This window comes from Paenibacillus cremeus, from assembly GCF_007786445.1.
Taxonomy (GTDB): domain Bacteria; phylum Bacillota; class Bacilli; order Paenibacillales; family NBRC-103111; genus Paenibacillus_G; species Paenibacillus_G cremeus.
Genome location: NZ_VNJI01000025.1, coordinates 45,125 through 66,071, shown reverse-complemented (window position 1 = coordinate 66,071; position 20,947 = coordinate 45,125). Strand labels below are relative to the sequence as shown.

Genomic DNA, 20,947 nt, shown 5'->3' with positions numbered 1-20,947 from the left:
GCGCCTTCATCCCATGCGGATAATCGATTCGTCGGGCAGCTGCCGGGCGTACGCCTCCAGCACATGACGGTGGCACGTGAACAGCAGCAGCTGATGCCGCTCCGCGACGGTGCGCAGCAGCGCCATGCCTTGCTCCAGCCGTTCGTCGTCGAAATTGACGAACAGGTCGTCAATCACGAGCGGCAGCCGAATGCCGGATGCCGCGTATTCGTCCACCAGCGCGAAGCGTATGCATAAGTACATCTGCTCCGCGGTGCCTCGGCTCAGCTGCGACGAAGTGAGCAGCTCCCCGGTCGCTTTTTCCGCGAGCACACGGTATTCGCCCAGCGGAGCGACCATTCGTGTAAATCGTCCGCCGGTCATTTGTTCAAAGTAGCCCGAAGCCCTCTGCATCACGGAGGGCTGTTTTTCATGCTCGTACAGCTGCTTCGTGCGGCTGAACAGCGTGCTGCACATCGCGAGCACTCCCCAGCGCTTCAGCAGCTGCTGCACTTCCGCGCGCCGTTCCTCGACCCGCTGCAGCTTCTCGGCATGATCGCCGCCCTCTGCCAGCCGCTCCAGCTCAAACTTGGCGCGGCTCTTCTCTTCGCGGCAGGCCTCGATCCGCGCCTGGCCGGCGGCCAGCTCCGCGTCGAGCCGCTCGAGCTCGCGCTGCAGCGCCTCTGCGTCCGAGCGCCGCAGCGCGTCGTCCAGGCGCTCCACCTGCGCGTCGCCGACGAGCGTCGCGATCGCCAGCTCCGCCTGGCGCTGCTCGCCGAGGCGCTGCTTCCGCTGCTGCGCCTCTCGCGCGCGTCGGCGCAGCGCCTCGGCGCCGTCCGCACCCGCGGCCTGCAGCAGCTCTCGCAGGCGCCCCGCGACGCGCTCGCGCTGCGGCTCGAGCAGCGCCGCCTGGCGCCGCAGCTCGGCCTGCTGCCGGCGGCCCTGCGCCAGCTGCTGCTGCAGCGCCAGCTGCCGGTCGCGCGCGGCCTGCCACGCCTTCAGCGCGGGGCCGGGCTCGCGGCTGGCGGCGGCGCCGAGGCGCGAGCCAACGGCGGCCGCGAACGCCGCGGCCGTGCGCTGCAGCGCCTCGCGGGCCGCACGCTGCCGGCGCAGCCGCTGGAGCTGCTGCTGCGCCTGCTCGGCCAGCTGCAGCAGCGCGAGCGCCGCATCGGGGCCGGCGGCCTCGGGCAGCGCCAGCTCGCGCAGCCAGGCGCCCCAGCGGCGGCGCAGCGGCTCGCCGGCGGCCGCGGGCCGCCCGCGCTGCGCGAGCAGCGCCTGCAGCCGCTCGGCGGCGGCACGGCGCCCCGCGTGCTGCGCCTCGCGCGCGCGGAGCTGACGATCGAGGGCATCGAGCTGAGGCTCGAGTCCTTCGATCGTCAGCGGCGCCGCTTGGCGCGCTGCCGCGGCCTCAAGCGCCGTGGGGCCGCCGGCGAGGCGCGGCAGGCGGCGCAGCTCGGCCGCCAGCGCAGCCTCGAGCGTGGCGGCCTGCGCCTGCTCGCGCGCCGCGGTAGGCGCCTCGGCGGCCAGCGTGCCGCCGTAGGGCCGCTGACGGCGCCCGCGGCGACGGCCGCGCAGCCGCGTCCAGACAGCGCTGCCCGCCAGCAGCGCCGCAAAAGCAATCCCAGCCGCCGCATAGTCATGCAGCGCCGCCAAAACCGCGGGCACAAGCAGCGTCAGGGCATACACCGCATATAGCGGCAAAGCAGACGAGGCGTCAGTAGAACGCGGCTCCGGCTCGGTACGCAGCTGCCAATCCCGCTGCCGCTCCTCCGCATGGCGAGCCTCCTGCTTGGCCGCCTTCCAGTCGTAAAACAAACGTCTAGCAGCCTGAACACGTTCAAACTCCTCTTGAGCCTGTGCAAAGGCTGCAGCTTCAGCAGCGAGCAAACGCTGAAGAACCTCTTCCTTTTCCATCGACTCCACAGGCCAGCTGAGCTCTTGCAAGAGCCGCTCCAGCTCGTGCCCCTCAGCCGCTTCCGCTTGGCGCTGCCGGTTCCACTCGTCGCGAAAAGCAATTGCTTGCTCCCGCAGCATGACAAGGACAGGCAAACGATCCAGATGCTCCACGGACCATTCCGGCCCTAAGGTGCGCAAAAGACGCTCAAGCTCAGCGTCCAGCTGCTCTTCCTCCGCTGCCGCACGGGTAATCTGACGCAAGGTCTCCTCGTAGGCCGCCCGTTCGTCCAGCAGCTGCTCCAGCTCGATCTGGTGAGCAAGCACATCACCGTCAGCCGAGAGCTGGCGTTCCAGACCTTCCATCTCCTGTGCAAGCTCGTCGCCGGCTAATCCAAGCCGATCGGTCTGGGCAGCTAATTGCTCCTGCTCAGTTTCTAGCGCCTCCAGACGAGTAACCGCATCGTCAGGGAAATCGTCCAGCTCTGGAAGCTCAGCCAGCTCCCGATTTAGCTCACGCAGACGAAGCCAATGCGGGCGGGCGCGCAGGCATTGATGCAGCCAATCCGAATGACGTCGCCCCTCAAGCTGCTCAGCCTCCAGCCGCTCCAGCTCACCACCAAGGCGAGCGAGCTGCTCTTGAAGCGTATAGTAACGCTCGGCGTCGCCTCGACTTCGGGCCAGCTCCCGCTCCGCTTCAGTCAAATCCTGCAGCGCCCGATTGATGAGCGGCGTACGGCCCCGGGGACGGTACAGCTGCTCCAGTTCCTGTGCCAGCTTCCGTTCCGCCGTTCGGAGCGCCGAACTGCTCGTCCCAAGCCCGGCGCTGTATAAAAATCCGCTGATCTCCTCGCTTTGCAGCGTCCCCAGCTCCTGCAGCTCCGTCAGCCCAAAAGCAAACAAGCTACGGAACAGCTCCGAGGACACACCGCCAAGCAGCGCCGCCAGCTCTCGCTCTCCACCGGTCGCCCAATCAGGAAATATCACACGGACGCTCCCTGACACCGGCGCTTTTCCTCGCCCATTCACAGGGCTATCGAAGCGTTCTACCCGGATACGTCGTCCTTGGGGGTCTTCCAGCGTTACAGCACCGCCAAATGAGCCTCCCCCTAGCGGCAGCAATCGTTCTGAGCCGCCTCTCGCAGGGAATCCGAACAAAATGGCGCGGACAAACTCCAGCAGCGTGCTTTTTCCTGCTTCATTCGGACCATAGATTAGGGTAGCAGAAGACTCCAACGTAAAGTCCAGATCACGCAGGGTGCCAAAACGATGCACCTGCAAGCGCGCGATTCTCATCCCGTCCACCCCGATTCCGCCTTCAGCTCCGGTGACAAGGCTTCCATGGCCAGCTCCTCCGCCTCCTGCAGCCAAGCCGCGAGCTCCTCGGTCCCCATCCCCTGTAGTAACGATGCCAGCATGGGCTGGCCCGCCATCACAGCAAATGCTTCCGTAGCAAATGAATCCAATTGCTCTGATGTCATCCCCGCTTCCTCCGCCAAACGCAGCAAATCGCCTAAAAACCCCGGCTGTGCAGCCAAGTGCCCTCGATCGACCAATGCGCCGGTTTGATCGTGGATGGACTCGATCCAAACGACTGCATTCCTTTGGGAATGCTTCTCCGCTTCCCATAACAGAGCAGCCAAATCCGTCTTCACACCGGCTCGCTGCAGCACCGGATGGAGCTCGCCTCTGCCCGTAAGCGTAACCCGAAGCAGGGCAGGTCGGCCTTCCGAGACCTCTCGCGCCGCCTCAACGGCTTCCTCCAGCGTTTCCTTCAGCTCCTGTTCGGTTGTAAGCCCCGCGATCGAAACCGATTGCTCCTGCCAACGCACCTCATCCAGCGCATGGAATTGCACCGTTGTCTCGCCGCCAGCCGTAACGTCTACCAGATAACATCCGCGTGCACCGGTTTCCCGGATATGTCTGCCTTGCGGATTGCCCGGATAAACAACCCATGGGCGTTCCTGAACAATTTGCCTCGTATGTACATGACCTAATGCCCAATAATCCACTCCCCGGCCGTTCAAATCCTTCAAGCTGCAGGGCGCATAATTATCGTGCTGCGGATCTCCATCCACATTCGTATGGAGAAGTCCAATATGATACAGCCCGTCATCCCACCTTCGAAAGCCGGGTGTCAAATTTTCAGTCACCACCGCCTGACCGAACGAGATACCGGAAACCCGGCACAAAGCCTTCCCTTCCGCATCCATAACCACATGACTCTCCACCTTCTCGCAACCGAAAACTCGGGTGCCTTCCGGGTAACGAAGCTTGGCAGCGTAGCCATCCTTCATCGGATCATGGTTCCCGTGAATGACAAAGGCGGGTATCTGATGACCCGCCAGCGTCTCTAAAGCTTGACAGAACCGCAGCTGCGCACGCAGCGAACGGTCCTTAATATCGTAAACATCCCCGCTAATCACAATAAAATCAGCCCGCTCGCGCACAGCCAATTGCACAAGTCGATCCAATGCCTGAAAGGTCGATTCCCTCAACCTCTCGCGTAAAGACTCCGGCAGCTTGACTAAACCGCGAAACGGACTGTCCAAATGCAAATCAGCCGCATGAACAAATCGAAAAGCCCGCATAAGCTTCAACCCTTCTCCGTCCGATACATCCGGTATACACTGCGCAGCTGCGCAATGACTCGGGTCATAGAGTAAGTATTCAGTGCCTTCTCCATCGCCACTCTAGCGAGCTGATAACGATACATCGGGTCACCGGTCACCTTCTCGAGAGCACCGGCTAAGGCCTGAACATCATCAACTGGGACCAGCAGTCCGTTGACTCCATGCTCAATCTGCTCCGCTATACCGCCCACGTTCGTTCCAACCACAGCAAGTCCGCATAACGCCGCCTCGGCAAACACCGATCCGAAAGCCTCCGCCCGCGAAGGAAGCACGAACACATCAAAGAACGGCATGAAATCCTCTGGATGCAGCATATAGCCGTAAAAAATCGTATCGTCATAAATTCCTAGCTGCATCGCCAAAGCCTCAAGCTCCGGTCGAATCGGGCCGTCCCCGATGAGATGGAGCACGAAGGGATGCCCCTTCTTTTTTAATTCCGCACAAGCGTACAAAAGGGTATCCAAGCCTTTAGCGGGAACCAAGCGGCATACGGAAATCAGCTGCGGCACTTGATTTTCATGGGTCACAGGACGGAAGCGCTTTTCATCAAAGCCGTTAGGAATGACTCCGATCCGCTCCGGCTCTTGAACAAACTCAGCCAAATACTGTTTAAACGAGTTGGATACCGTGAACAATTGATCTGCCTGCTCCTCCAGCTCCCGGTAAATCGAAGTCAGAAAAGCATACTCAGGCCCGTCCGGTTTAATTTTTCCGTTCAAAATTAACTCACGCTCGTAACTGGAATGCACCGTCATCAAAATCGGTGTATCCGGAAACAGGCGCTTCATCACTAGGCAGGCGATCGGGTGATGCGCATGGATCAAATCATAGGATGACTTAATCCGCATCTTCGTCCACCAAACGTAATCTTTGATGGTCTGGATATATTTATCAACAACTGGATTTCCGGCATATATTTCCCAGTCGAATGTAGTAAATTGGAACGCTTCAGAGCCTTTCCCGCGGATCCGCTTCGGAAGCGAAAACAGCTCCATTTCCCAACCTCTTTTATTAAACCGATCGAGTATAAAGGGAACCATGGAAGAGACGCCGCCCGGCTGCTCCGGTGGAAAAAATAACGCTTGAAGTATACGCATGATACCCTCCCCCTATTCCGTAAAAAAGCCTCATCAAGTCATGATACATGTAAATAATGCTTACAAATTACATCCTATCAGTTATGAAAGAAGACGACAAGACTTCACGAAACGAATGTATGTTTGCTATAATATACTCCAAGAAATCTTTTTTGACCAGATGCAAGCAGACCGGGAGGGTCGCCTTTCTTTCATGAACAATGTATCGTTCGCGGAATTAGTATTTGGACCGGCAGGTTCCGTTTTTATGTATTCCATGCTGATCGTCATCATCGCAATGACCATGCTCGTCTCCTTGCGATTATTGATGAATCGCCGCAAAATCGGCTACTTCTCCATGATGGTAGCATTTATTATTTTGCTAGTTCAGTACGGTCAGCTAATCCGGCTGGCTATCAACGCTAGCGAAACCGATGCCTCGGCTTATACGGCGCTCCTGCTCAAAGTGCTTGCCTTCGTCCTCTTTAATATCGGTATCTATCAACTCTACAACGTGACCCGAATGCGTGATTTTGTCGTGTTCGGCTTTTTCATCGCAGTAAGTGTGCTGGTCTCCTTAACATTTTGGTACATCCCGGACTGGCTGCAGGGCAGTGAACAGCAAACAACGCTTCTTAGGCCGCTTTTCACGGAGCTGTATTTATTTTTACTCCTGTTTCTGAGCTTTTTGCTGGTCAATCCGCGCGTCGGTCAAAACGGCAAATACCAAATCATGCTGACCGTGTATTTTACATCTCACACCTTACATATGGCAAATGTATATTTATTCGGAGGCCGCCAGCCGTTCTTAATGCTCCTGGAAGAGCTAATTCCGTTCATATTTCATATCGTACTGTTCCTCTTCATCTTTGAGCGCGTGATCGAAGTGATGCAAGCAATTTATCATTCCTCCATCACAGACGGGCTGACCAAACTATTTAACCGAAAATATTTCTACAACCGCACGTCGCAATTTGTGGCGAATCGAGTCCCGGTATCCGTGATCTTCAGCGATATCGACAATTTCAAAAAGCTCAACGATACCAAAGGCCACCACATGGGCGATCAGGTACTCAAGCAAGTCGCACAAATCGTCAAAGAAGAGACTGAAGACACCGGCATCTGCGGCCGATACGGCGGGGAAGAGATGGTCGTACTTGTAACAGATCGCACGGTAGACGCTGCAGAGCTGGCTGAACGGATTCGTACAAGAGTCGAGCAGGAATCAATCGTCACCGTCAGCATGGGCTACAGCCACTGGAAAAAAGGCCTCTCCGCAGACGAGCTAATCAAGCAAGCCGACGAAGCCATGTACCAAGCCAAAACCACCGGCAAAAACAAAGTCATCGGCTTCTGATCCTTAAACAAATGAGCCATCCCGTAAGACCTGAGCAAAGCACTATGTCCGCCAGGTCTTTTTTTTACCGGCTGCCACGCTTTTCACTCTATAGCACTGGCTCATCCCCATATATTCCTCTTATTTTCTATCATCCCCTCCTCAACTCTCACTTCTTTCATGAACACTCTTTTCCCCATTATCCCCTTCACTCAGCCCAAAAGCATACACCTCACTTTCTTAACTGCCACTCCCCCGTGAAAGCTCCCGTTCGAATTCCCCGTAGACCACACGCCCCTATTGCAAACTCAACTCCTCAATCCCTGCAACCCCCTCCATCCTACCAATACCCTCAATCGCCACCACAACCCCTCCATCCTACCAATTCCACCCACTTCTAATTCGCTTTTTTCTTGTATTATCCCCTTTACTCATTCCATTTTTTTACATTTAAAACTCGACACAAGAACCAGCGTTTGGTATAATACCGATAGGAACACTAGTTCGGTTATTTTTATAAGGAGGTAACGCGCTTGATGGATGAAGTGATCAACTTGGCAAACTTTCATCAGCAATTTGGAACTGAGGAAGCCTGCGCTGCCTACTTACTTCGAGCTAAATGGCCTAATGGTTTCAGTTGTCCTCGCTGTGAGCATCGCCATACCTATATGACCGATACCCGCAGACTTCCCTTATTTGAATGCTGCCATTGCCACCATCAAACGTCACTTACTGCTGGAACACTTTTAGAAGGTAGCCGTACAGAGCTCCGCAAATGGTTTATAGCCATTTTTCTGGTTTCCCGCACCACGACTGGTACGAGCGCCGTTGAGTTGAGCAAAATCATCCGTGTAACCTATAAAACCGCATGGCTAATGCTTCGCAAAATTCGTCACGGCATAAGCACTTCAGATGGCGGTACGCTTCTATCAGGCATCGTTCAAGTCAATCTGGCTGCATATGGTCATCCTCATAATCCTTCTTTCTATAAACATAAGCGGGAACAACCTTACTTTATCGGATCCACTGTAAATAATGAGGGCGATGCGTATTATATCAAGCTAAAACTGATCCCTCTGAATCATCTGAACCAAAGAGATGTCCTTCGCAGCGGAACAAAAAATTTTTCCGATCTTCATGTGAATCCGCAAGTTTCAGAGGTACAATTCGTAACAGCTCGATATTGCTCTAAACGCTTCACCAAACTCCTTCTATCAGCCGCCAAGGCAAATGAATGGATTAACAAAACATTTCACGGCATCGGGAGGAAGCACCTTCAAGCCTATTTAGATGAATATAGTTATCGTTATAACCTCACCATTCGAAAAGCATCCATTTTCGAGAATCTGGTGATGCTATGCGCTTCTTCTTCCTCTTTGCCATATTCAAAATTAACTAAAGCAAGCTAGCAATTTTATAAGGAAATTTATGCCATAGCTATATAGTAATTATTTATAATTAGTAATTTAGTACGATGATTTGATTGCTATTAGTTAGTTTCAATCTAGTCCGTATTTTTAAAGTTGGATATAGCTCGATTAAAAATCACTTCATTTTGCGCATCACATTTTGAATAATAGCTTCGGTCGTTCTCTTCCTGAGCTAAGGGGATAATGGATAAAAGGCGCTAAAAAGCAGTACATATATCTCGCAGTTAGGCTTGTGTAATTACCGACGGTAGTTCATACACGAAGAGTACTTGGCAGAAGTAGGCTTCCTGTAAACGGTGGGATTGCCGGTATTTCGATCCTTTTTGGCGCATGAGCTGGATTTGCCTAAACAGATTGGCAAAACGTTTGCTCTATCCACTTTATATTCCGTCGTGATTATGTCGATTGGGACGACGCTGCTCATTCTGATCCAGTAGATAACGTTGGATCCGCTGTTAGCGGCTTTTTTCGGCGGGATCATTCTCGGGATTGGTGTGGGGATTGTCATTCGTTCGGGCGGATCTTTGGGGCGAGGGGTAACGTATTTGGAGGCCGAGAGGGAATTTACTGGAAACGACCGTAATAACGTTATTCGATCGTAAATAATTCCTCTAGCGGCTGTTCGAGCAACTCGCACAGCTTTTTAGCCGTTCCGGGGCCCACGGGTTTGACCGACCTCTCGAGCAGACTGATATAGGCATTGCTTAGTCCTGTTAGCTTGGCCAAATCACGCTGCGTCAGTCCTTTCACAATCCTCGCCTTCACCATGACGTTCGTTTTCGCTCTAATTTTCATCCTAATGCCTCCCCGATAACTAACCCCTTACTTCTTCCTGAATATACCATAAGTATACCATTTGTTTTCACATATGCAACCTATTGTATTTACTTTTGTTTATTAAATTTAAATTGTATCGGCTTATGCTTACTGTTATTATATTAACGTTACCTATTATTTACTTTCGTTTATCTTGGGTAAAACCAGAATTGTAGGTGTTTCGGATGGATTTCTACGAGCAGTTGAAAGATATGCGTAAATTGAAAGGGTTTACAATACGTGAGCTTGCCGATCGTTCCGGTGTTTCCGCAGCTTATATTTCTCAGCTGGAAAACGGTAATCGCGGCGTCCCCTCTCCAGAGGTGCTAATGAAGCTTTCGGAAGGGCTCAATACCCCCTACACCGAGCTAATGCAGATTGCCGGCTACCTGGAAATGAACGCACCTTCCCGAGAAGAAGCTGCATATACGAAGCCTCGTATTAATTTACGGCGTTTTCTCCGGGAAAACGATCTCTCCTTCGATGGGGTCGACCTGACGGAGCTGGATAAAGAATGGATCGAACGGGCGCTGACCGTCCTTTTTTGGAAAGATAAGAAACGTCGTAACGGTGTGGAAGAACCGGAATTTACTTACGAGAATTAAAAAAAGCCCGGCTTTCCAGACTTCGTCTTGGATGGACCGGACTTTTTCGTTATAATTAACTGCGCAGACAGACATAGTATTACTTTCGATACGGAATCGGATCGCTTGATCCGGCATCCATAAACCCTTTTAGGCGCAATCTGCAGCTGTCACATACACCGCAAGCTTCCTCTTGACCGTTATAGCATGACGTAGTCAGCTGATAAGGCACCCCGAGGCGCATGCCTTCCCTAATAATTTCCGCCTTTGTCCAGTGAATAAGCGGTGTTTCGATTAGGATCGGGCCGCCTTCGACACCCACTCGTGTAGCGAGTGCCATGACCTCCTCTACCTTACGAATGAATTCCGGGCGACAATCCGGGTAGCCGCTGTAATCCAGTGCGTTGACACCGATGTAGATCGCCTCTGCCCCAATGACCTCAGCATAAGAAGTCGCAATCGATAGGAATAGCAGGTTCCGGCCCGGCACGTAGGTGATCGGGATATCCGAATCAATCGGACCGCTTTGCCCTGCTTCCGGAACATCAATCGACTCATCGGTCAGCGCGCTGCCTCCGAATTCTTTTAGGAACCCGAGTGAGATGACGCGGTGACGCCCCGAAACCTCGTAGAACTCCGCTACCTGCCTTGCGTTCTCAATTTCACCTTTATGGCGCTGCCCATAATCAAACGTAATTGGGTATAGCTCGTACCCTTGATCCTGGGCCATACCCATACATGTTGTACTATCTAATCCGCCGCTCAAAATGACGACCGCTTTTTTCATTCGATCAAGCACCTTCTTTTCTTCTATATGTTACACGCCGCGAGCGGCCGGGTCCCAAATGATCTTGTGCATCTGCAGGTTCAGCTTCACTTGGGATAAGCCATGCTCTAGCATTAAAGCGACCAGCTTAGCCGGAGGCATGGTTTCCCACACCGGGCTAAACAACGGGAGCGCCTCCGTCGGATGCGCCTTCAGCAATGCTGTAGCTGCCTCAAAATCACGCTCGCTGCCGATTACAAATTTAAGTTCATCCTGCGGCCGCAGCAGGGGCAGGTTGGATAGAATCATTTTGTCCGTTTCGCCCGAGTCAGGAAGCTTGTAATCCATAATGTACCGCACTTCCGGGGCATCGATACGCTCCATGAACATCGCGAGATCGATTGCGCCATTGGTTTCAATATGGATGTCGGTAAACTTCCCGGTCGCTGACAACGCTTCAATAAGCGCTGCAGATTTATCGCCGTACATCAGCGGCTCACCGCCGGTCAGGCAAAGATGCTTTGCGCGATATTTTGTCGCTTCTTGGACGATCTCATCAATCGTCATCACAAACTCCGATTCCGCCGGAGGATAGCTGTATTTGGTATCGCACCAGGTGCACCGCAAATTACAGCCAAAAAGACGAACAAACACGGTCGGAAATCCCGCCCGCGTTCCTTCACCCTCTACCGTTTCGAAGATTTCGACCATCGGAAGCTTGATATTACGAGATTCGCTCATGATTGGTCATCTCCCATCATTGCTGCGGTCACCGCAGCAAAGCTCGTCGGCGTCTCCCAGAGACGAACCTCTTCGATCCGAATCGCCGGCATCAGCTTCTCCTCTTGCAGTGCTGCAAATAGCTGCTCGTACATCCAAACGACCATGTTCTCCGCTGTTGTATTCATCGGAGGGAGCACTTCGTTCAAATAGCGGTGATCCAGCTTGTCGATGATCCGCTCTTTGGCAATTCGTTTGATGTCGGCAAAATCGATCGTGATCCCCCGCTCATCCACTTTGCCCCGCATGATCACTTGAAGCTTGTAGGTATGTCCGTGCAGGCTTTTGCATTTTCCTTCGTAGCAATGCAAATGATGAGCACTGTCGAAAGTAAACTCCTTGGATACCAGCACTTCTCTATCGTGGTATTTCAGATCGCTTTTTTGTATATCTTGTCCAATGGTTTGTATGCGTTTAGGAATTTCGTATTCCATCGTTTATTTCACCTCTCAATTTACAACCCAATAATTATAGCATTGTGAATCACTTCTCACAATATGGTGAAACTTGTATAATAGATGTCGGTTTACGTTTGCAAGTTAGTATGGATAAAAAAAGGAGCTCGAGCATTCAACCATGATTCAATTACCTGAAGCGTTTATTCGCCAAATGAAAGCGCAGCTGCCTACTGCCGCGGAATCGGAGGCCTTTTTACATAGCTATTCGCTGCCAAGGACCCAGGGATTACGGGTTCATCCCGATAAAGTGAATATTTCCAACAAAAATGTCATGCAGTCTTTGCAGCAGTTGTTTTCTTTGGAGCAGGTGCCGTGGTGCGAAACCGGCTTTTATTACGAGGAGGAAACTAAGCCAGGTAAGCATCCCTACCACGCCGCTGGGCTGTACTACATTCAAGAGCCTTCGGCCATGTCAGCTGTCGAGCTGCTTGCTCCCGAGCCGGGAGACGTCGTACTCGATCTAGCGGCCGCACCAGGCGGAAAATCAACGCACATTGCAGGAAAGCTTGCGGGCAAGGGACTTTTGATCAGCAATGAAATTCAATCCGCCCGGGCCAAAATCCTCTCGGAAAATATCGAGCGGATGGGCGTGCGAAATGCCGTTGTCGTCAGCGCCACGCCGCAGCAATTGGCCGAACGGTTTCCACAGTTTTTCGATAAAATGATGGTTGATGCTCCTTGCTCCGGAGAGGGCATGTTTCGTAAAGATCCCGATGCGATCTCGGAGTGGTCGCCGGCCCATGTGGACATGTGTGCAGCGAGACAGCTCGATATATTGGAGTCCGCCATCGTCATGCTGAAGCCCGGAGGACGAATTGCTTATTCCACCTGCACCTTCAATGAGCTCGAAAATGAGCGCATGGTGGACACGATGCTTGAACGTTTTCCACAGCTAAAGCTGGAGCGTACGGAGCGGATATGGCCGCATTTGCATCGGGGTGAGGGCCATTTTGTCGCAGTGCTGCGGCTGGAAGACGCGGTTGATGAAGCTTCATCACCTGCGGGCGGAGCATCGGCTCGCGGACGCTCCAAAGGAAAGCGTGGAGCCTCGCGACCGGAGGATGACGCCCTGCGGATTTATAGCTCTTTTGCAGCGGAGACGCTTCAGGTGGATGCATTGCCACTGGAGAACGGTGAGCCCCTTTTATTCGGCGAGCAGCTGTACTGGCTTCCAGTCGTTCCGGGCGGTTTATTCAGCAGCGCATCGCTGCAAGGCTTAAAGGTACTGCGTCCTGGACTGCACCTATCAGAGATAAAAAAAGGCCGCGCCGAGCCCTCACACGCGCTTGCATTAGCATTAAATAGCGATTCGGATGCTCAACAATCGATCCGGTTGGAGTCCGCCGGTGAACAGGTTACGCGATACCTGCGAGGCGAGACACTGGAGAGCACGGAAGCTTTTCAAGGGTGGGTGCTGGTCACCGTAGATGGATATCCGCTAGGCTGGGGCAAGCAGTCCGCGGGTCAAGTAAAAAATCATTACCCCAAAGGTTTGCGGAGATAACCGCATGCGAACAACCGCCCGGCACATGGCGTCCGGACGGTTGTTTTTCATTAATGGAAGGGCTCTGTTTCGAAGAGAACTTCTTCGATCAGCTGGTTTCGGTGCATCATGCTAAGGTTGATAAGGTTGTAATCTTTTTCTTTATCGAGCTCCTGCATTAGCATCATGGCAATCGCCTCCCGGTCATCCGAGCTGCCCGCCTCGCGGAAATCAATAAATCCGGTCAGTTGACGTTGACTAATATCGACTGTTGCCGTCCCGATCGGCAGCCCGCCACGCGATTGCTGATAGATTTCATACGTCAGCACTCCTCCGTCGTCCCGAGCCAATACGATGTTGTAATCGTTTATATCGTACTCCTCAGCCCAGACGATGTCGTCTGCTTCATCCTCATCTTCAAGCATATCCTCATGGGTTAATTCGATCGTCTCAATAATTTCATCATTAAACTTCATATCTATTACAAAAATGTCCACCTGATCATCGTCAAACTCCAGCACCAGCAGATCGGCGATGACATCCAGCTCTGGCTCCGTCGGTTCAATCAGCCAATTCACCATTCCGCTCACTTCTCGATCCTCGATTTGCAGAATAGCTTCGGCAACCCAATCCTCATTTTGATCATAAATGTGGTATTCAATCGCATCCTCCGACTCGCCGACCACCACCAGCTCAAAATCAGCCGTCGTCATCATACCGTTATCGAAGATGTCCGGGTCTGCCAGATCGATCTCATCATCGCTGTCCCAATCGAGGTCGTAGTCCAATTCGTCAGCCAGATCCAAGTCCAAGTTGGCCGCAGCACTTTCTGTCACGATCACATGGTCATAGCTGCTGTAGGTCACCATGATCTCGCATTCCCGGGCGCGCACCGCATCTACGAACGCTTGAACATAGAGGTGCACGGTGTCAAACACTTCGTCTTTCGCCGACTCCGGCAGTACCTCCTGCTCCAATTGGAGTGTGCCTGCCACCCGGTCATTTTCCCGATAGACCAAGGAAAGCGTCCCTACAAACCGCTGCTGATACAAAATATCGTGGACCTCTCCGCCTGCCGTTTTTAAATCCGGCCTGAGCATCACAGATGACATATGGTTCCCTCCAAATTAGGCAGTTGATGGTTTTCCTGTTTTTTGCGACTTAGATAGGATGTCCTTGTATGCCCAAAATCTATACGCTCCCGGGCATCCGTCCAAACGCAAACGGGCATCCATCATACAATAAAGTAAACCGATACCCTCTAAACCATCGGTTACTTACACGAAGGGGAGGAATTTCAATGTCTCATGCTGGCGGTTTCTTCACATCTACAGGTACCATTCTCGTGTTGTTCATTCTTTTGGTTATCGTCCTTCAGTCCGGATTGTTCATTTAATCGCATCTAAAACGCGCGCTCCAGCGCAAAAAAGGGCTCGGACATCGGTCCGGGCCCTCGTTATGCTGTTCGTTAATTGCTCATCACGTGCTTTAGCAGCGCCAAGTGAACGCCATCTTCATTGTTGGATGCGGTGACGAAATCCGCCGCCTGCTTCACTTCCTCCGGCGAATTCATCATGGCGATCCCAAGGCCGGCAAAACGAATCATGTCGACGTCATTGTAGTAATTGCCCATCGCGACAATTGCTTCCGGCTCGATCTGCCATTGACGCGCCAGTGCCCTGAGGGCGTTTCCTTTGGAGACAGCTTTGCTCATAACGTCAATGAAATAAACGCCGCTGCGAATCCAGGTAAGCGACTCCGGCAGTGTAAGCCGGGCTAACTCGCGTTCCGCCTCATCCATCTGCTGCTCGGAGCCAAACATCGTCAGCTTCACGATCGGCTCGGACATCGTCAGCACATCCGTTACGATCTCGGGTGACACCATATATTTGTTGTACATCTTCGCTTCTTGTTCCCCTACGGTCTCCACATACATGTCCAGTGCCGTACATACGTCAAAATGCACCTGATGTTCCCTGCAGTGGCGGACAATCGCAGTCACTTCATCTACGGTGAAGCTGTACTGGTGCAGCAGCTTCGGTCCCGGTGTTTCAATGGTGGCTGCGCCGTTATGCGTAATCAACACGCCCTCCATCTCCAGCTGCTCCAAAATCGGCACCGCATTGGCCGGTCCTCGGCCCGTACACAGCACGATTTTGACCCCCGCCTCCTGCAGTTGGCGCAGCGTTTGTTTGGTGACCGCTGTTAGCTCATAGTCGTCGTTCAGCAGGGTGCCGTCCACATCCAGCGCAATCAATCGATACTTCAGCTCCAAGCGACTCTCCCTCCTGTTGCAACTGTTATAGCGGTTTCATCGATATCAGTTGTCAACTTATTGCAACTTGGTTGTCTATTTATTCGTGCACATGGATCAGTGCCTGCAGCTCGTCCTCGGTCAGCTCCCGGGTGTTCCCCTTGGGCAGCTCCGGGTCCAACGTTAACGGACCCATGGAAATGCGTTTAAGAAACACGACTTTTTTACCTACGGCTTCGAACATTCGTTTCACCTGATGGAACTTTCCTTCCATAATGGTCAACTCAATTCGAGACAGTTCATTTTGTTCCGGCTTGCCGGTATGCAGCACGTTTAATTGCGCCGGCATGGTTTCATAGCCGTCATCCAGCGTAACGCCCGCCGCAAAGGCCTGCACATCGTCCGATCCGACGGCCCCGTCTACTTCGGCGAAGTAAGTTTTTGGCACGTGCTTGCGGGGCGACAGCAGGTTATGCGCCAGCTTCCCATCGTTGGTCAGCAGCAGCAGGCCTTCCGTATCTTTGTCGAGCCTTCCTACCGGGAACAGCTCGAAATGAGCATACTCGTCTCCCAGCAGGTCCAGCACCGTACGATCCCGGGTGTCTTCCGTCGCTGAAATGACCCCTTGAGGCTTATTCAGCATTAGATAGACGAATTCGCGGTAGCTCACCGGGTCGCCATCCACCGTAATGCGGTCGCGATCGGGATTCACCTGCATTCCGCTGTCTTTGACCGGCTTCTCGTTTACAGTGACCGCGCCGCGTTTCACCAACAGCTTGATCTCGCTGCGGGTACCAAAGCCTGAATGCGCCAGCAGCTTGTCCAGGCGTAATGTTGTTTTCATCTTTATGTCCACCTCCAGCCGGGGGGATATTCGTTCTTCAGCAAGCCGTCCTGCCATTTGCCCCAGCCGACGGGACAGCCGTCGACGCAGACGAGGCAGTAGCCTTTGGCCGGCACACCGTCATCGGTGTGCAGCTCTTCGGGGGCGAGCTCGAGCGTCTCGCCCTTGAGGTACCGCACGGCCCGAGGGTCCTCGGCCGTGAAATGGATGCGGCGCAGCGCGTCCTCCGCGCGTAGCCCCATCGCCAGCGCGTGCGAAGGCACGAAGCGCTGCTTGGCTGTGCCGCCGAGGTACCATCCGGGTCGGATGACCCGAATGCCGTCCAACGGCGGCAGCCCCTCCGGCGCGGCGTACGCGTGCTCGCCGCGCCAAGCTATGGCCGCGGGCAGCGCCGCGGCCAAGTGCTCGCGCGCCCAGCGCGCCAGCGCCTCGCGCGGCTCGGCCGCAGCCGCCGCAGCGCGGCCGGCGCCGCGAGCGCTGCGCGCGGGCCGCGCAGGCGCCGCTGCTACGGCGCGCAGCGGCGCTGGCGCCGGCGCGGCGGCCGCGCCCCGGTGGCGCAGCACCGCGGCATAGTGGCCCTCGCCCTGCAGGCGATGGGGCCACAGCCGCGCCGTGCCGGCCACCTCGCTCGCGCGCGCGAACCCCTCGGCCAGCCAGTCCGGCCGGCCGGGGGCAAACCCGGTGCCCGCTTCCGCAGTCGCGGGCACCACCTCAAACGCCGGATGCTCGTCCAAGAATCCGGCGATCATAGCCTCGTTCTCCTCGGGCGAGAACGTGCAGGTCGAATACACCAGCCGCCCGCCGGGCTTCAGCATCTGGGCGGCCTGGCGCAGCAAAACCCGCTGCATGGCGGCGTACTTGTCCACCCAATCGGGCTGCCACGCCTTCGCCATGTCCTCCTCCTTGCGGAACATCCCCTCTCCGGAGCAGGGGGCATCGATGAGGATTTTATCAAAAAAGCCCGCAAACGGTCCGGTCAGCCGCTCCGGGTCCTCGTTCAAAACCACCGCGTTGCGGATGCCACACAGCTCAATATTCTTAACCAGCGCCTTCACCCGGTCGGGATGCACATCGTTGGCTACGATGACGCCCTGTCCCTGCAGCTTCGCCGCCAGCTGGGTCGTCTTGCCGCCGGGCGCCGCGCACAAATCGAGCACGGCCTCTCCCGGCTGCACCTCCAGCAGCTCTGCCGGAGCCATGGCGCTCGGCTCTTGAATATAGTACAAGCCCGCATGATAATGCGGATGCTTGCCCGGCCGGTTCGTTTCGTCATACTCATAATAAAAGCCGGTATCCGTCCACGGCACCGGATTAAGCTTGAGCCGGGTCAGCTCCAGGAAGCGCTCTACCGGCAGCTTCAGCGTGTTCACGCGCAGCCCGTACAGGCGCTCCTCCCCGTAAGACGCCAGAAAGGCCGAATACTCGGCCCCCAGCAAACATTCCATGCGTTGTAAAAAAGCATCAGGCGCAACGGGCCCTGTCATGAACATTCAACTCGTTTCAGTTAATCTGGAAGGCATACAGCTTGTCTCCGTCAGGCTGGGTATGAAAGCGGGTCACCCACCGCCCTTTGAGCCAAGCAAAATCATGGTTATCCCAATTGTACTTCTTATAATTCGTCATCGCAACGATCAGGTCCGGCCGGGTCAACGAGCTGACAAATACACGCTTGCTCGTCTCGTCTGCGAACATCACCGTATCCTCCTCCGGCAGCAGCATCACCTGCTTCGTCTTCCAGCGGGTCATGACGTAGGTTTGATCCGTTGGGTTCACAAACACCTGCTCCGCTGCCAAGTCGTTGCTAACGTCCGTAAACACGCTGCCAAACAGAACATCCTTGCGATCCCAGCTGTCTGGGACGTCCGTTTTTTGCAGTGGGGTCATCGCTCCCGTCGCGAGATCGCCCAGAAGCCAGCCGGACGTTTTTTTCACTGGCACCCCTTTGGCGTTGGGCCCAATCGTAAATTTATGGAGCAGCACTGTCTTTTTCTCTTCGTTGTACCCCCCGAATTCCAGACGCTCGTTCGAATCTTTAGGGAGACTGAATCGTTTCAGAGGTGCTCCCTTCAAATCAGTGATCTGGACGCCGAATGGAAAAAGCATCGCCTTAGAGTCGGCATGGGCGATCAGCTCCGGATTCCGATCATACGTAAAATTATAATAAACGATGCTGTGATTCAGATCCATTCCCGCATCGATCCAGCCTTTTTCTTCGGAAAAAGGCTGTTTGGCTGTGCCCGCATTCATATCGATCAGATACTCGTCGCTCTGGAAGCGAGTGGCTGCGTAGAGGCTAATGCCCGCCTTATTGGACACTTGAAGCGCATCGTCCGCCTGGTGGATGCCCGAGGCCGGAACGATGATTTGGCGGCTGCCGGTTTTGAGATCGTAGCTGGCTAAGCCGCTGCGCTCATCCCGTACCAGCATATGCTGCCGGTCAGGCGCAATATCGGCGGCCGTAATGCCGGGCAGCAGCTTCGCGTCTGCCTCCGAGAACCGGTACAGCTCCATCACCGGCGTGACCGTCCGCTGGGTCAGCGAAAAGCGATTGACGCGGTAAACCAGCTCTCCCGCTTCATTTTTCAACGTCGTATATAAAAATTCATCCGAATTGACAAATCCGATCAATTGCGTTGCGCCGCGCACCTTCTCCGGGGATACACCGTACGTGAACCCAATCGGCTCGTTCGTTACCGACTGCGTTTGCGGATCGACGGTCAGCATGTCCACCTGACTCCATACATCCTCTTCCTTCTGTTCGGTGCGGATAACAAAATAGAGCGTTTTCTCATTGCCCGGCACACTGTACTGCTCCATTACATGCGCGTCTTGCTTGAGGGTATATTGAAATCCTCGCGCCGCTTTGGCTTTTACAGCTTGCAGTGCTGGAAACGTCGTTTGCGGCAGGTCCGCGTTATCCTTTTGGAAGGCGTCCGCAACCTTATAGCTAGCGGCTCCGGCCAGAAGCCGGACCTGATCGATGCCCTTCGCGTCCAGTGCGGTCGCTTGAGAGCGCTGCCACGGCACGAAAGTAACATACAAGCAAGTGATCAGCAGCACCAGCGCGCTAAACCCCAGCATATACCAAACATAGATATTAACTTTGGATAGTCCTTCCAACTGCAGCCGATTCCGCATGTTCATTCCCCGCTGTTCCTCGTGATGTTCGCAAATCTGTCCTTTTTAACTTCCACACGCGGGTCGAAATTCCTTCCTTGATAGTGTATTCTATGGAAGAAGCCATTTTCGCGGAAAGAGGGGGCAGTATGGCAATATGAAGAAGCTATCCATCTATCTAGGGCTCGTCATCGTGTTATTCGGCGCACTGTACTATGTGAATCACCAGTCCTCGCAAGCCAAGTACGGCAAATATGCCAATAATGTCTACGGCATCGCACCGGACAAGCTGAATCCCGAGACGCTGAAGCAGCTGGACGACCCGAATTATCAAAATATCATTTTACCGGACGCGCTGGACAAAAAAATTGCCGCCAAGGAAGATTTCTTCCTCTATTATTTCGCCTCCACCTGCGTGCATTGTAAAGCGACGACTCCTGTACTCATGCCGATCGCCAAAAGCTTGAATACCGATATTAAGCAGTTTAACCTCGAAGAGTTCAAGAACGGCTGGCAGCAGTACAATATTCAATTTACGCCGACGCTCATTTATTACAAGGGCGGCAAAGAGGCGGAGCGCCTGGAAGGCGAGCAAACCGCGGATGCGTTCAAAGCATTTTTAACCAAGTACAAGAAATAGGCATTGAAAAAAGGGTACTGCGTTCCGCCGGACATGCTCCTCGGTCGCAAGTACCCTTTGTGTTATCAGCTGCTGGCGCTGGTATAGTGCGCTAAAGCAAATTTCCAAAACTGCCGCGAAATCCATAGGCACAGCGCCGCCACGGCCAAGCTCCCCGCCCCCTCGGTCCATCCCAGCCGACCAACGATGGCTGCTGCCGGGTACGTCGTAATGAACGCGACCGGAAACACGTACGTCAGCGCAAAGCGCAGCGCCCCCTTGTACACTGATACTGGAAAGCGTGCCGTCTCGAAAAACGACGTGAACAGGAACGATAAATTATCCACCTTCACCGCCCAAAACGAAACGGTCATCATCCCCATCCACAGCGAGTACACGACCGCCAAAGCCGAGGCAAAAATAAGCACAAACAGCACCATAGACTTCGTATTCGGCGTAATGCCCAGCTCCATCAGAGCAAAAGCGATCATCCCCAGCCCCAGTGCCACGTCAGCCAGACGCCAAAAGACCAGATGCCGAAAGCTGACATAAAATTGGCTGTCGATCGGCTTGGTGAGCACATAATCCAGTGTCCCTTGCCGGATATGCGTCACCAGTCGGCTCATGTTCGGCTGCAGAAAAAACTCGATAAAGCCATGAATCGCCGTAAATACGCCGAGCAGAGCCAGCACCTCGTAGTAGCTCCATCCCCCAACCGACGGTGTCCGGAAAAAATACAGCTGCACCGTAAACACCGCCATCGCCAGCCAAAAGACGGTAGACATCAAATTCGCGGCAAAATTCGCGCGATGCTCCAGCTCCTCTACCAGACAGGCCCGCAAAAATTCACGAAAACAGTTCACGTATTTGCTCATCGGC

The 20,947-nt window shown here is 54.2% G+C and carries 19 protein-coding genes and 1 pseudogene; 7 read left to right on the top strand and 13 right to left on the bottom strand.

Going from position 1 to position 20,947, the window contains the following annotated elements:
* Positions 1–6: 6 nt before the first annotated feature.
* From FPZ49_RS19620 to FPZ49_RS19610, 3 genes are read right to left on the bottom strand one after another with little or no spacing between them, the layout of a single operon-like run.
* Positions 7–3,243 carry an AAA family ATPase gene (locus FPZ49_RS19620; RefSeq protein ID WP_144850067.1) on the bottom strand — a complete coding sequence of 1,079 codons (3,237 nt, stop codon included), beginning with the start codon at positions 3,241–3,243 and terminating at the stop codon, positions 7–9.
* Complete coding sequence (locus FPZ49_RS19615) at positions 3,165–4,463, bottom strand: metallophosphoesterase family protein (RefSeq protein WP_144850065.1); 1,299 nt, start codon at positions 4,461–4,463, stop codon at positions 3,165–3,167. The genes FPZ49_RS19620 and FPZ49_RS19615 overlap by 79 nt, the downstream gene beginning before the upstream one ends.
* 5 nt (positions 4,464–4,468) lie before the next feature.
* Positions 4,469–5,602 (bottom strand): glycosyltransferase family 4 protein, encoded by a 1,134-nt coding sequence (locus FPZ49_RS19610; RefSeq protein WP_144850064.1) that lies wholly within the window; start codon positions 5,600–5,602, stop codon positions 4,469–4,471.
* Between the two features lie 193 nt (positions 5,603–5,795).
* Between FPZ49_RS19610 and FPZ49_RS19605 the strand changes: the two genes are divergently transcribed.
* From FPZ49_RS19605 to FPZ49_RS36905, 3 genes and pseudogenes are all read left to right on the top strand, one after another.
* Positions 5,796–6,938, top strand: a complete 1,143-nt coding sequence (locus tag FPZ49_RS19605) for a GGDEF domain-containing protein (protein ID WP_144850061.1) — start codon at positions 5,796–5,798, stop codon at positions 6,936–6,938.
* Positions 6,939–7,453: 515 nt separating this feature from the next.
* Positions 7,454–8,326, top strand: a complete 873-nt coding sequence (locus FPZ49_RS19600; protein WP_144850059.1) for a transposase — start codon at positions 7,454–7,456, stop codon at positions 8,324–8,326.
* Between the two features lie 368 nt (positions 8,327–8,694).
* Positions 8,695–8,874: pseudogene (locus FPZ49_RS36905) on the top strand (YitT family protein); the annotation flags it as partial.
* 61 nt (positions 8,875–8,935) lie between these two features.
* Here FPZ49_RS36905 and FPZ49_RS19590 read toward each other — a convergent pair.
* Entirely contained in the window at positions 8,936–9,142 is a 207-nt protein-coding gene (locus FPZ49_RS19590; protein WP_144850057.1) for a helix-turn-helix domain-containing protein, read from the bottom strand.
* A gap of 206 nt (positions 9,143–9,348) precedes the next feature.
* Here FPZ49_RS19590 and FPZ49_RS19585 point away from each other — a divergent pair, with 206 nt between their 5' ends.
* Complete coding sequence (locus FPZ49_RS19585; RefSeq protein ID WP_144850055.1) at positions 9,349–9,768, top strand: helix-turn-helix domain-containing protein; 420 nt, start codon at positions 9,349–9,351, stop codon at positions 9,766–9,768.
* A 79-nt stretch (positions 9,769–9,847) separates the two neighbouring features.
* Here the strand turns inward: FPZ49_RS19585 and queC are convergent, their stop codons facing one another.
* The 3 genes from queC to queD are packed head-to-tail and all read right to left on the bottom strand — an operon-like array spanning position 9,848 to position 11,727.
* Positions 9,848–10,534, bottom strand: a complete 687-nt coding sequence (gene queC / locus FPZ49_RS19580; protein ID WP_144850053.1) for a 7-cyano-7-deazaguanine synthase QueC — start codon at positions 10,532–10,534, stop codon at positions 9,848–9,850.
* 30 nt (positions 10,535–10,564) lie between these two features.
* Complete coding sequence (locus tag FPZ49_RS19575; RefSeq protein ID WP_144850051.1) at positions 10,565–11,254, bottom strand: 7-carboxy-7-deazaguanine synthase QueE; 690 nt, start codon at positions 11,252–11,254, stop codon at positions 10,565–10,567.
* A complete protein-coding gene (gene queD / locus FPZ49_RS19570; protein WP_144850050.1) occupies positions 11,251–11,727 on the bottom strand; it encodes a 6-carboxytetrahydropterin synthase QueD in 477 nt (158 codons plus the stop codon). Before queD ends, FPZ49_RS19575 begins: the two co-directional genes overlap by 4 nt.
* A gap of 142 nt (positions 11,728–11,869) precedes the next feature.
* Between queD and FPZ49_RS19565 the strand changes: the two genes are divergently transcribed.
* Entirely contained in the window at positions 11,870–13,255 is a 1,386-nt protein-coding gene (locus FPZ49_RS19565; RefSeq protein ID WP_144850048.1) for an RsmF rRNA methyltransferase first C-terminal domain-containing protein, read from the top strand.
* A 50-nt stretch (positions 13,256–13,305) separates the two neighbouring features.
* Here the strand turns inward: FPZ49_RS19565 and FPZ49_RS19560 are convergent, their stop codons facing one another.
* The gene (locus FPZ49_RS19560) at positions 13,306–14,346 is read right to left on the bottom strand and encodes a hypothetical protein (RefSeq protein ID WP_144850047.1); all 1,041 of its coding nucleotides are present in this window, start codon (positions 14,344–14,346) and stop codon (positions 13,306–13,308) included.
* A 188-nt stretch (positions 14,347–14,534) separates the two neighbouring features.
* Between FPZ49_RS19560 and FPZ49_RS36900 the strand changes: the two genes are divergently transcribed.
* On the top strand, positions 14,535–14,630 hold the full coding sequence (locus FPZ49_RS36900) for a sporulation protein YjcZ (protein WP_144850046.1): 96 nt from the start codon (positions 14,535–14,537) through the stop codon (positions 14,628–14,630).
* Between the two features lie 72 nt (positions 14,631–14,702).
* Here FPZ49_RS36900 and FPZ49_RS19550 read toward each other — a convergent pair whose 3' ends face one another.
* The 4 genes from FPZ49_RS19550 to FPZ49_RS19535 form a co-directional block, all read right to left on the bottom strand.
* A complete protein-coding gene (locus FPZ49_RS19550) occupies positions 14,703–15,509 on the bottom strand; it encodes a Cof-type HAD-IIB family hydrolase (protein ID WP_261381500.1) in 807 nt (268 codons plus the stop codon).
* A 79-nt stretch (positions 15,510–15,588) separates the two neighbouring features.
* Positions 15,589–16,332 (bottom strand): pseudouridine synthase, encoded by a 744-nt coding sequence (locus FPZ49_RS19545; RefSeq protein ID WP_144850045.1) that lies wholly within the window; start codon positions 16,330–16,332, stop codon positions 15,589–15,591.
* Between the two features lie 2 nt (positions 16,333–16,334).
* Complete coding sequence (locus FPZ49_RS19540; protein WP_144850044.1) at positions 16,335–17,816, bottom strand: RsmB/NOP family class I SAM-dependent RNA methyltransferase; 1,482 nt, start codon at positions 17,814–17,816, stop codon at positions 16,335–16,337.
* 16 nt (positions 17,817–17,832) lie between these two features.
* Positions 17,833–19,476 carry a hypothetical protein gene (locus FPZ49_RS19535; RefSeq protein WP_144850043.1) on the bottom strand — a complete coding sequence of 548 codons (1,644 nt, stop codon included), beginning with the start codon at positions 19,474–19,476 and terminating at the stop codon, positions 17,833–17,835.
* Positions 19,477–19,606: 130 nt separating this feature from the next.
* Between FPZ49_RS19535 and FPZ49_RS19530 the strand changes: the two genes are divergently transcribed.
* Positions 19,607–20,089, top strand: a complete 483-nt coding sequence (locus FPZ49_RS19530; protein WP_144850042.1) for a thioredoxin family protein — start codon at positions 19,607–19,609, stop codon at positions 20,087–20,089.
* 65 nt (positions 20,090–20,154) lie between these two features.
* Here FPZ49_RS19530 and FPZ49_RS19525 read toward each other — a convergent pair whose 3' ends face one another.
* Entirely contained in the window at positions 20,155–20,943 is a 789-nt protein-coding gene (locus tag FPZ49_RS19525; protein WP_144850040.1) for an ABC transporter permease, read from the bottom strand.
* Positions 20,944–20,947: the final 4 nt, after the last annotated feature.

Excerpts from the sequence above, each read along its gene's own strand:
- FPZ49_RS19615 (WP_144850065.1), bottom strand. The coding sequence starts at position 4,463 with ATGCGGGCTTTTCGATTTGTTCATGCGGCTGATTTGCATTTGGACAGT.
- FPZ49_RS19610 (WP_144850064.1), bottom strand. The coding sequence starts at position 5,602 with ATGCGTATACTTCAAGCGTTATTTTTTCCACCGGAGCAGCCGGGCGGC.
- FPZ49_RS19605 (WP_144850061.1), top strand. The coding sequence starts at position 5,796 with ATGAACAATGTATCGTTCGCGGAATTAGTATTTGGACCGGCAGGTTCC.
- FPZ49_RS19600 (WP_144850059.1), top strand. The coding sequence starts at position 7,454 with ATGGATGAAGTGATCAACTTGGCAAACTTTCATCAGCAATTTGGAACT.
- FPZ49_RS19590 (WP_144850057.1), bottom strand. The coding sequence starts at position 9,142 with ATGAAAATTAGAGCGAAAACGAACGTCATGGTGAAGGCGAGGATTGTG.
- FPZ49_RS19585 (WP_144850055.1), top strand. The coding sequence starts at position 9,349 with ATGGATTTCTACGAGCAGTTGAAAGATATGCGTAAATTGAAAGGGTTT.
- queC (WP_144850053.1), bottom strand. The coding sequence starts at position 10,534 with ATGAAAAAAGCGGTCGTCATTTTGAGCGGCGGATTAGATAGTACAACA.
- FPZ49_RS19575 (WP_144850051.1), bottom strand. The coding sequence starts at position 11,254 with ATGAGCGAATCTCGTAATATCAAGCTTCCGATGGTCGAAATCTTCGAA.
- queD (WP_144850050.1), bottom strand. The coding sequence starts at position 11,727 with ATGGAATACGAAATTCCTAAACGCATACAAACCATTGGACAAGATATA.
- FPZ49_RS19565 (WP_144850048.1), top strand. The coding sequence starts at position 11,870 with ATGATTCAATTACCTGAAGCGTTTATTCGCCAAATGAAAGCGCAGCTG.
- FPZ49_RS19560 (WP_144850047.1), bottom strand. The coding sequence starts at position 14,346 with ATGTCATCTGTGATGCTCAGGCCGGATTTAAAAACGGCAGGCGGAGAG.
- FPZ49_RS36900 (WP_144850046.1), top strand. The coding sequence starts at position 14,535 with ATGTCTCATGCTGGCGGTTTCTTCACATCTACAGGTACCATTCTCGTG.
- FPZ49_RS19545 (WP_144850045.1), bottom strand. The coding sequence starts at position 16,332 with ATGAAAACAACATTACGCCTGGACAAGCTGCTGGCGCATTCAGGCTTT.
- FPZ49_RS19540 (WP_144850044.1), bottom strand. The coding sequence starts at position 17,816 with ATGACAGGGCCCGTTGCGCCTGATGCTTTTTTACAACGCATGGAATGT.
- FPZ49_RS19535 (WP_144850043.1), bottom strand. The coding sequence starts at position 19,476 with ATGAACATGCGGAATCGGCTGCAGTTGGAAGGACTATCCAAAGTTAAT.
- FPZ49_RS19530 (WP_144850042.1), top strand. The coding sequence starts at position 19,607 with ATGAAGAAGCTATCCATCTATCTAGGGCTCGTCATCGTGTTATTCGGC.
- FPZ49_RS19525 (WP_144850040.1), bottom strand. The coding sequence starts at position 20,943 with ATGAGCAAATACGTGAACTGTTTTCGTGAATTTTTGCGGGCCTGTCTG.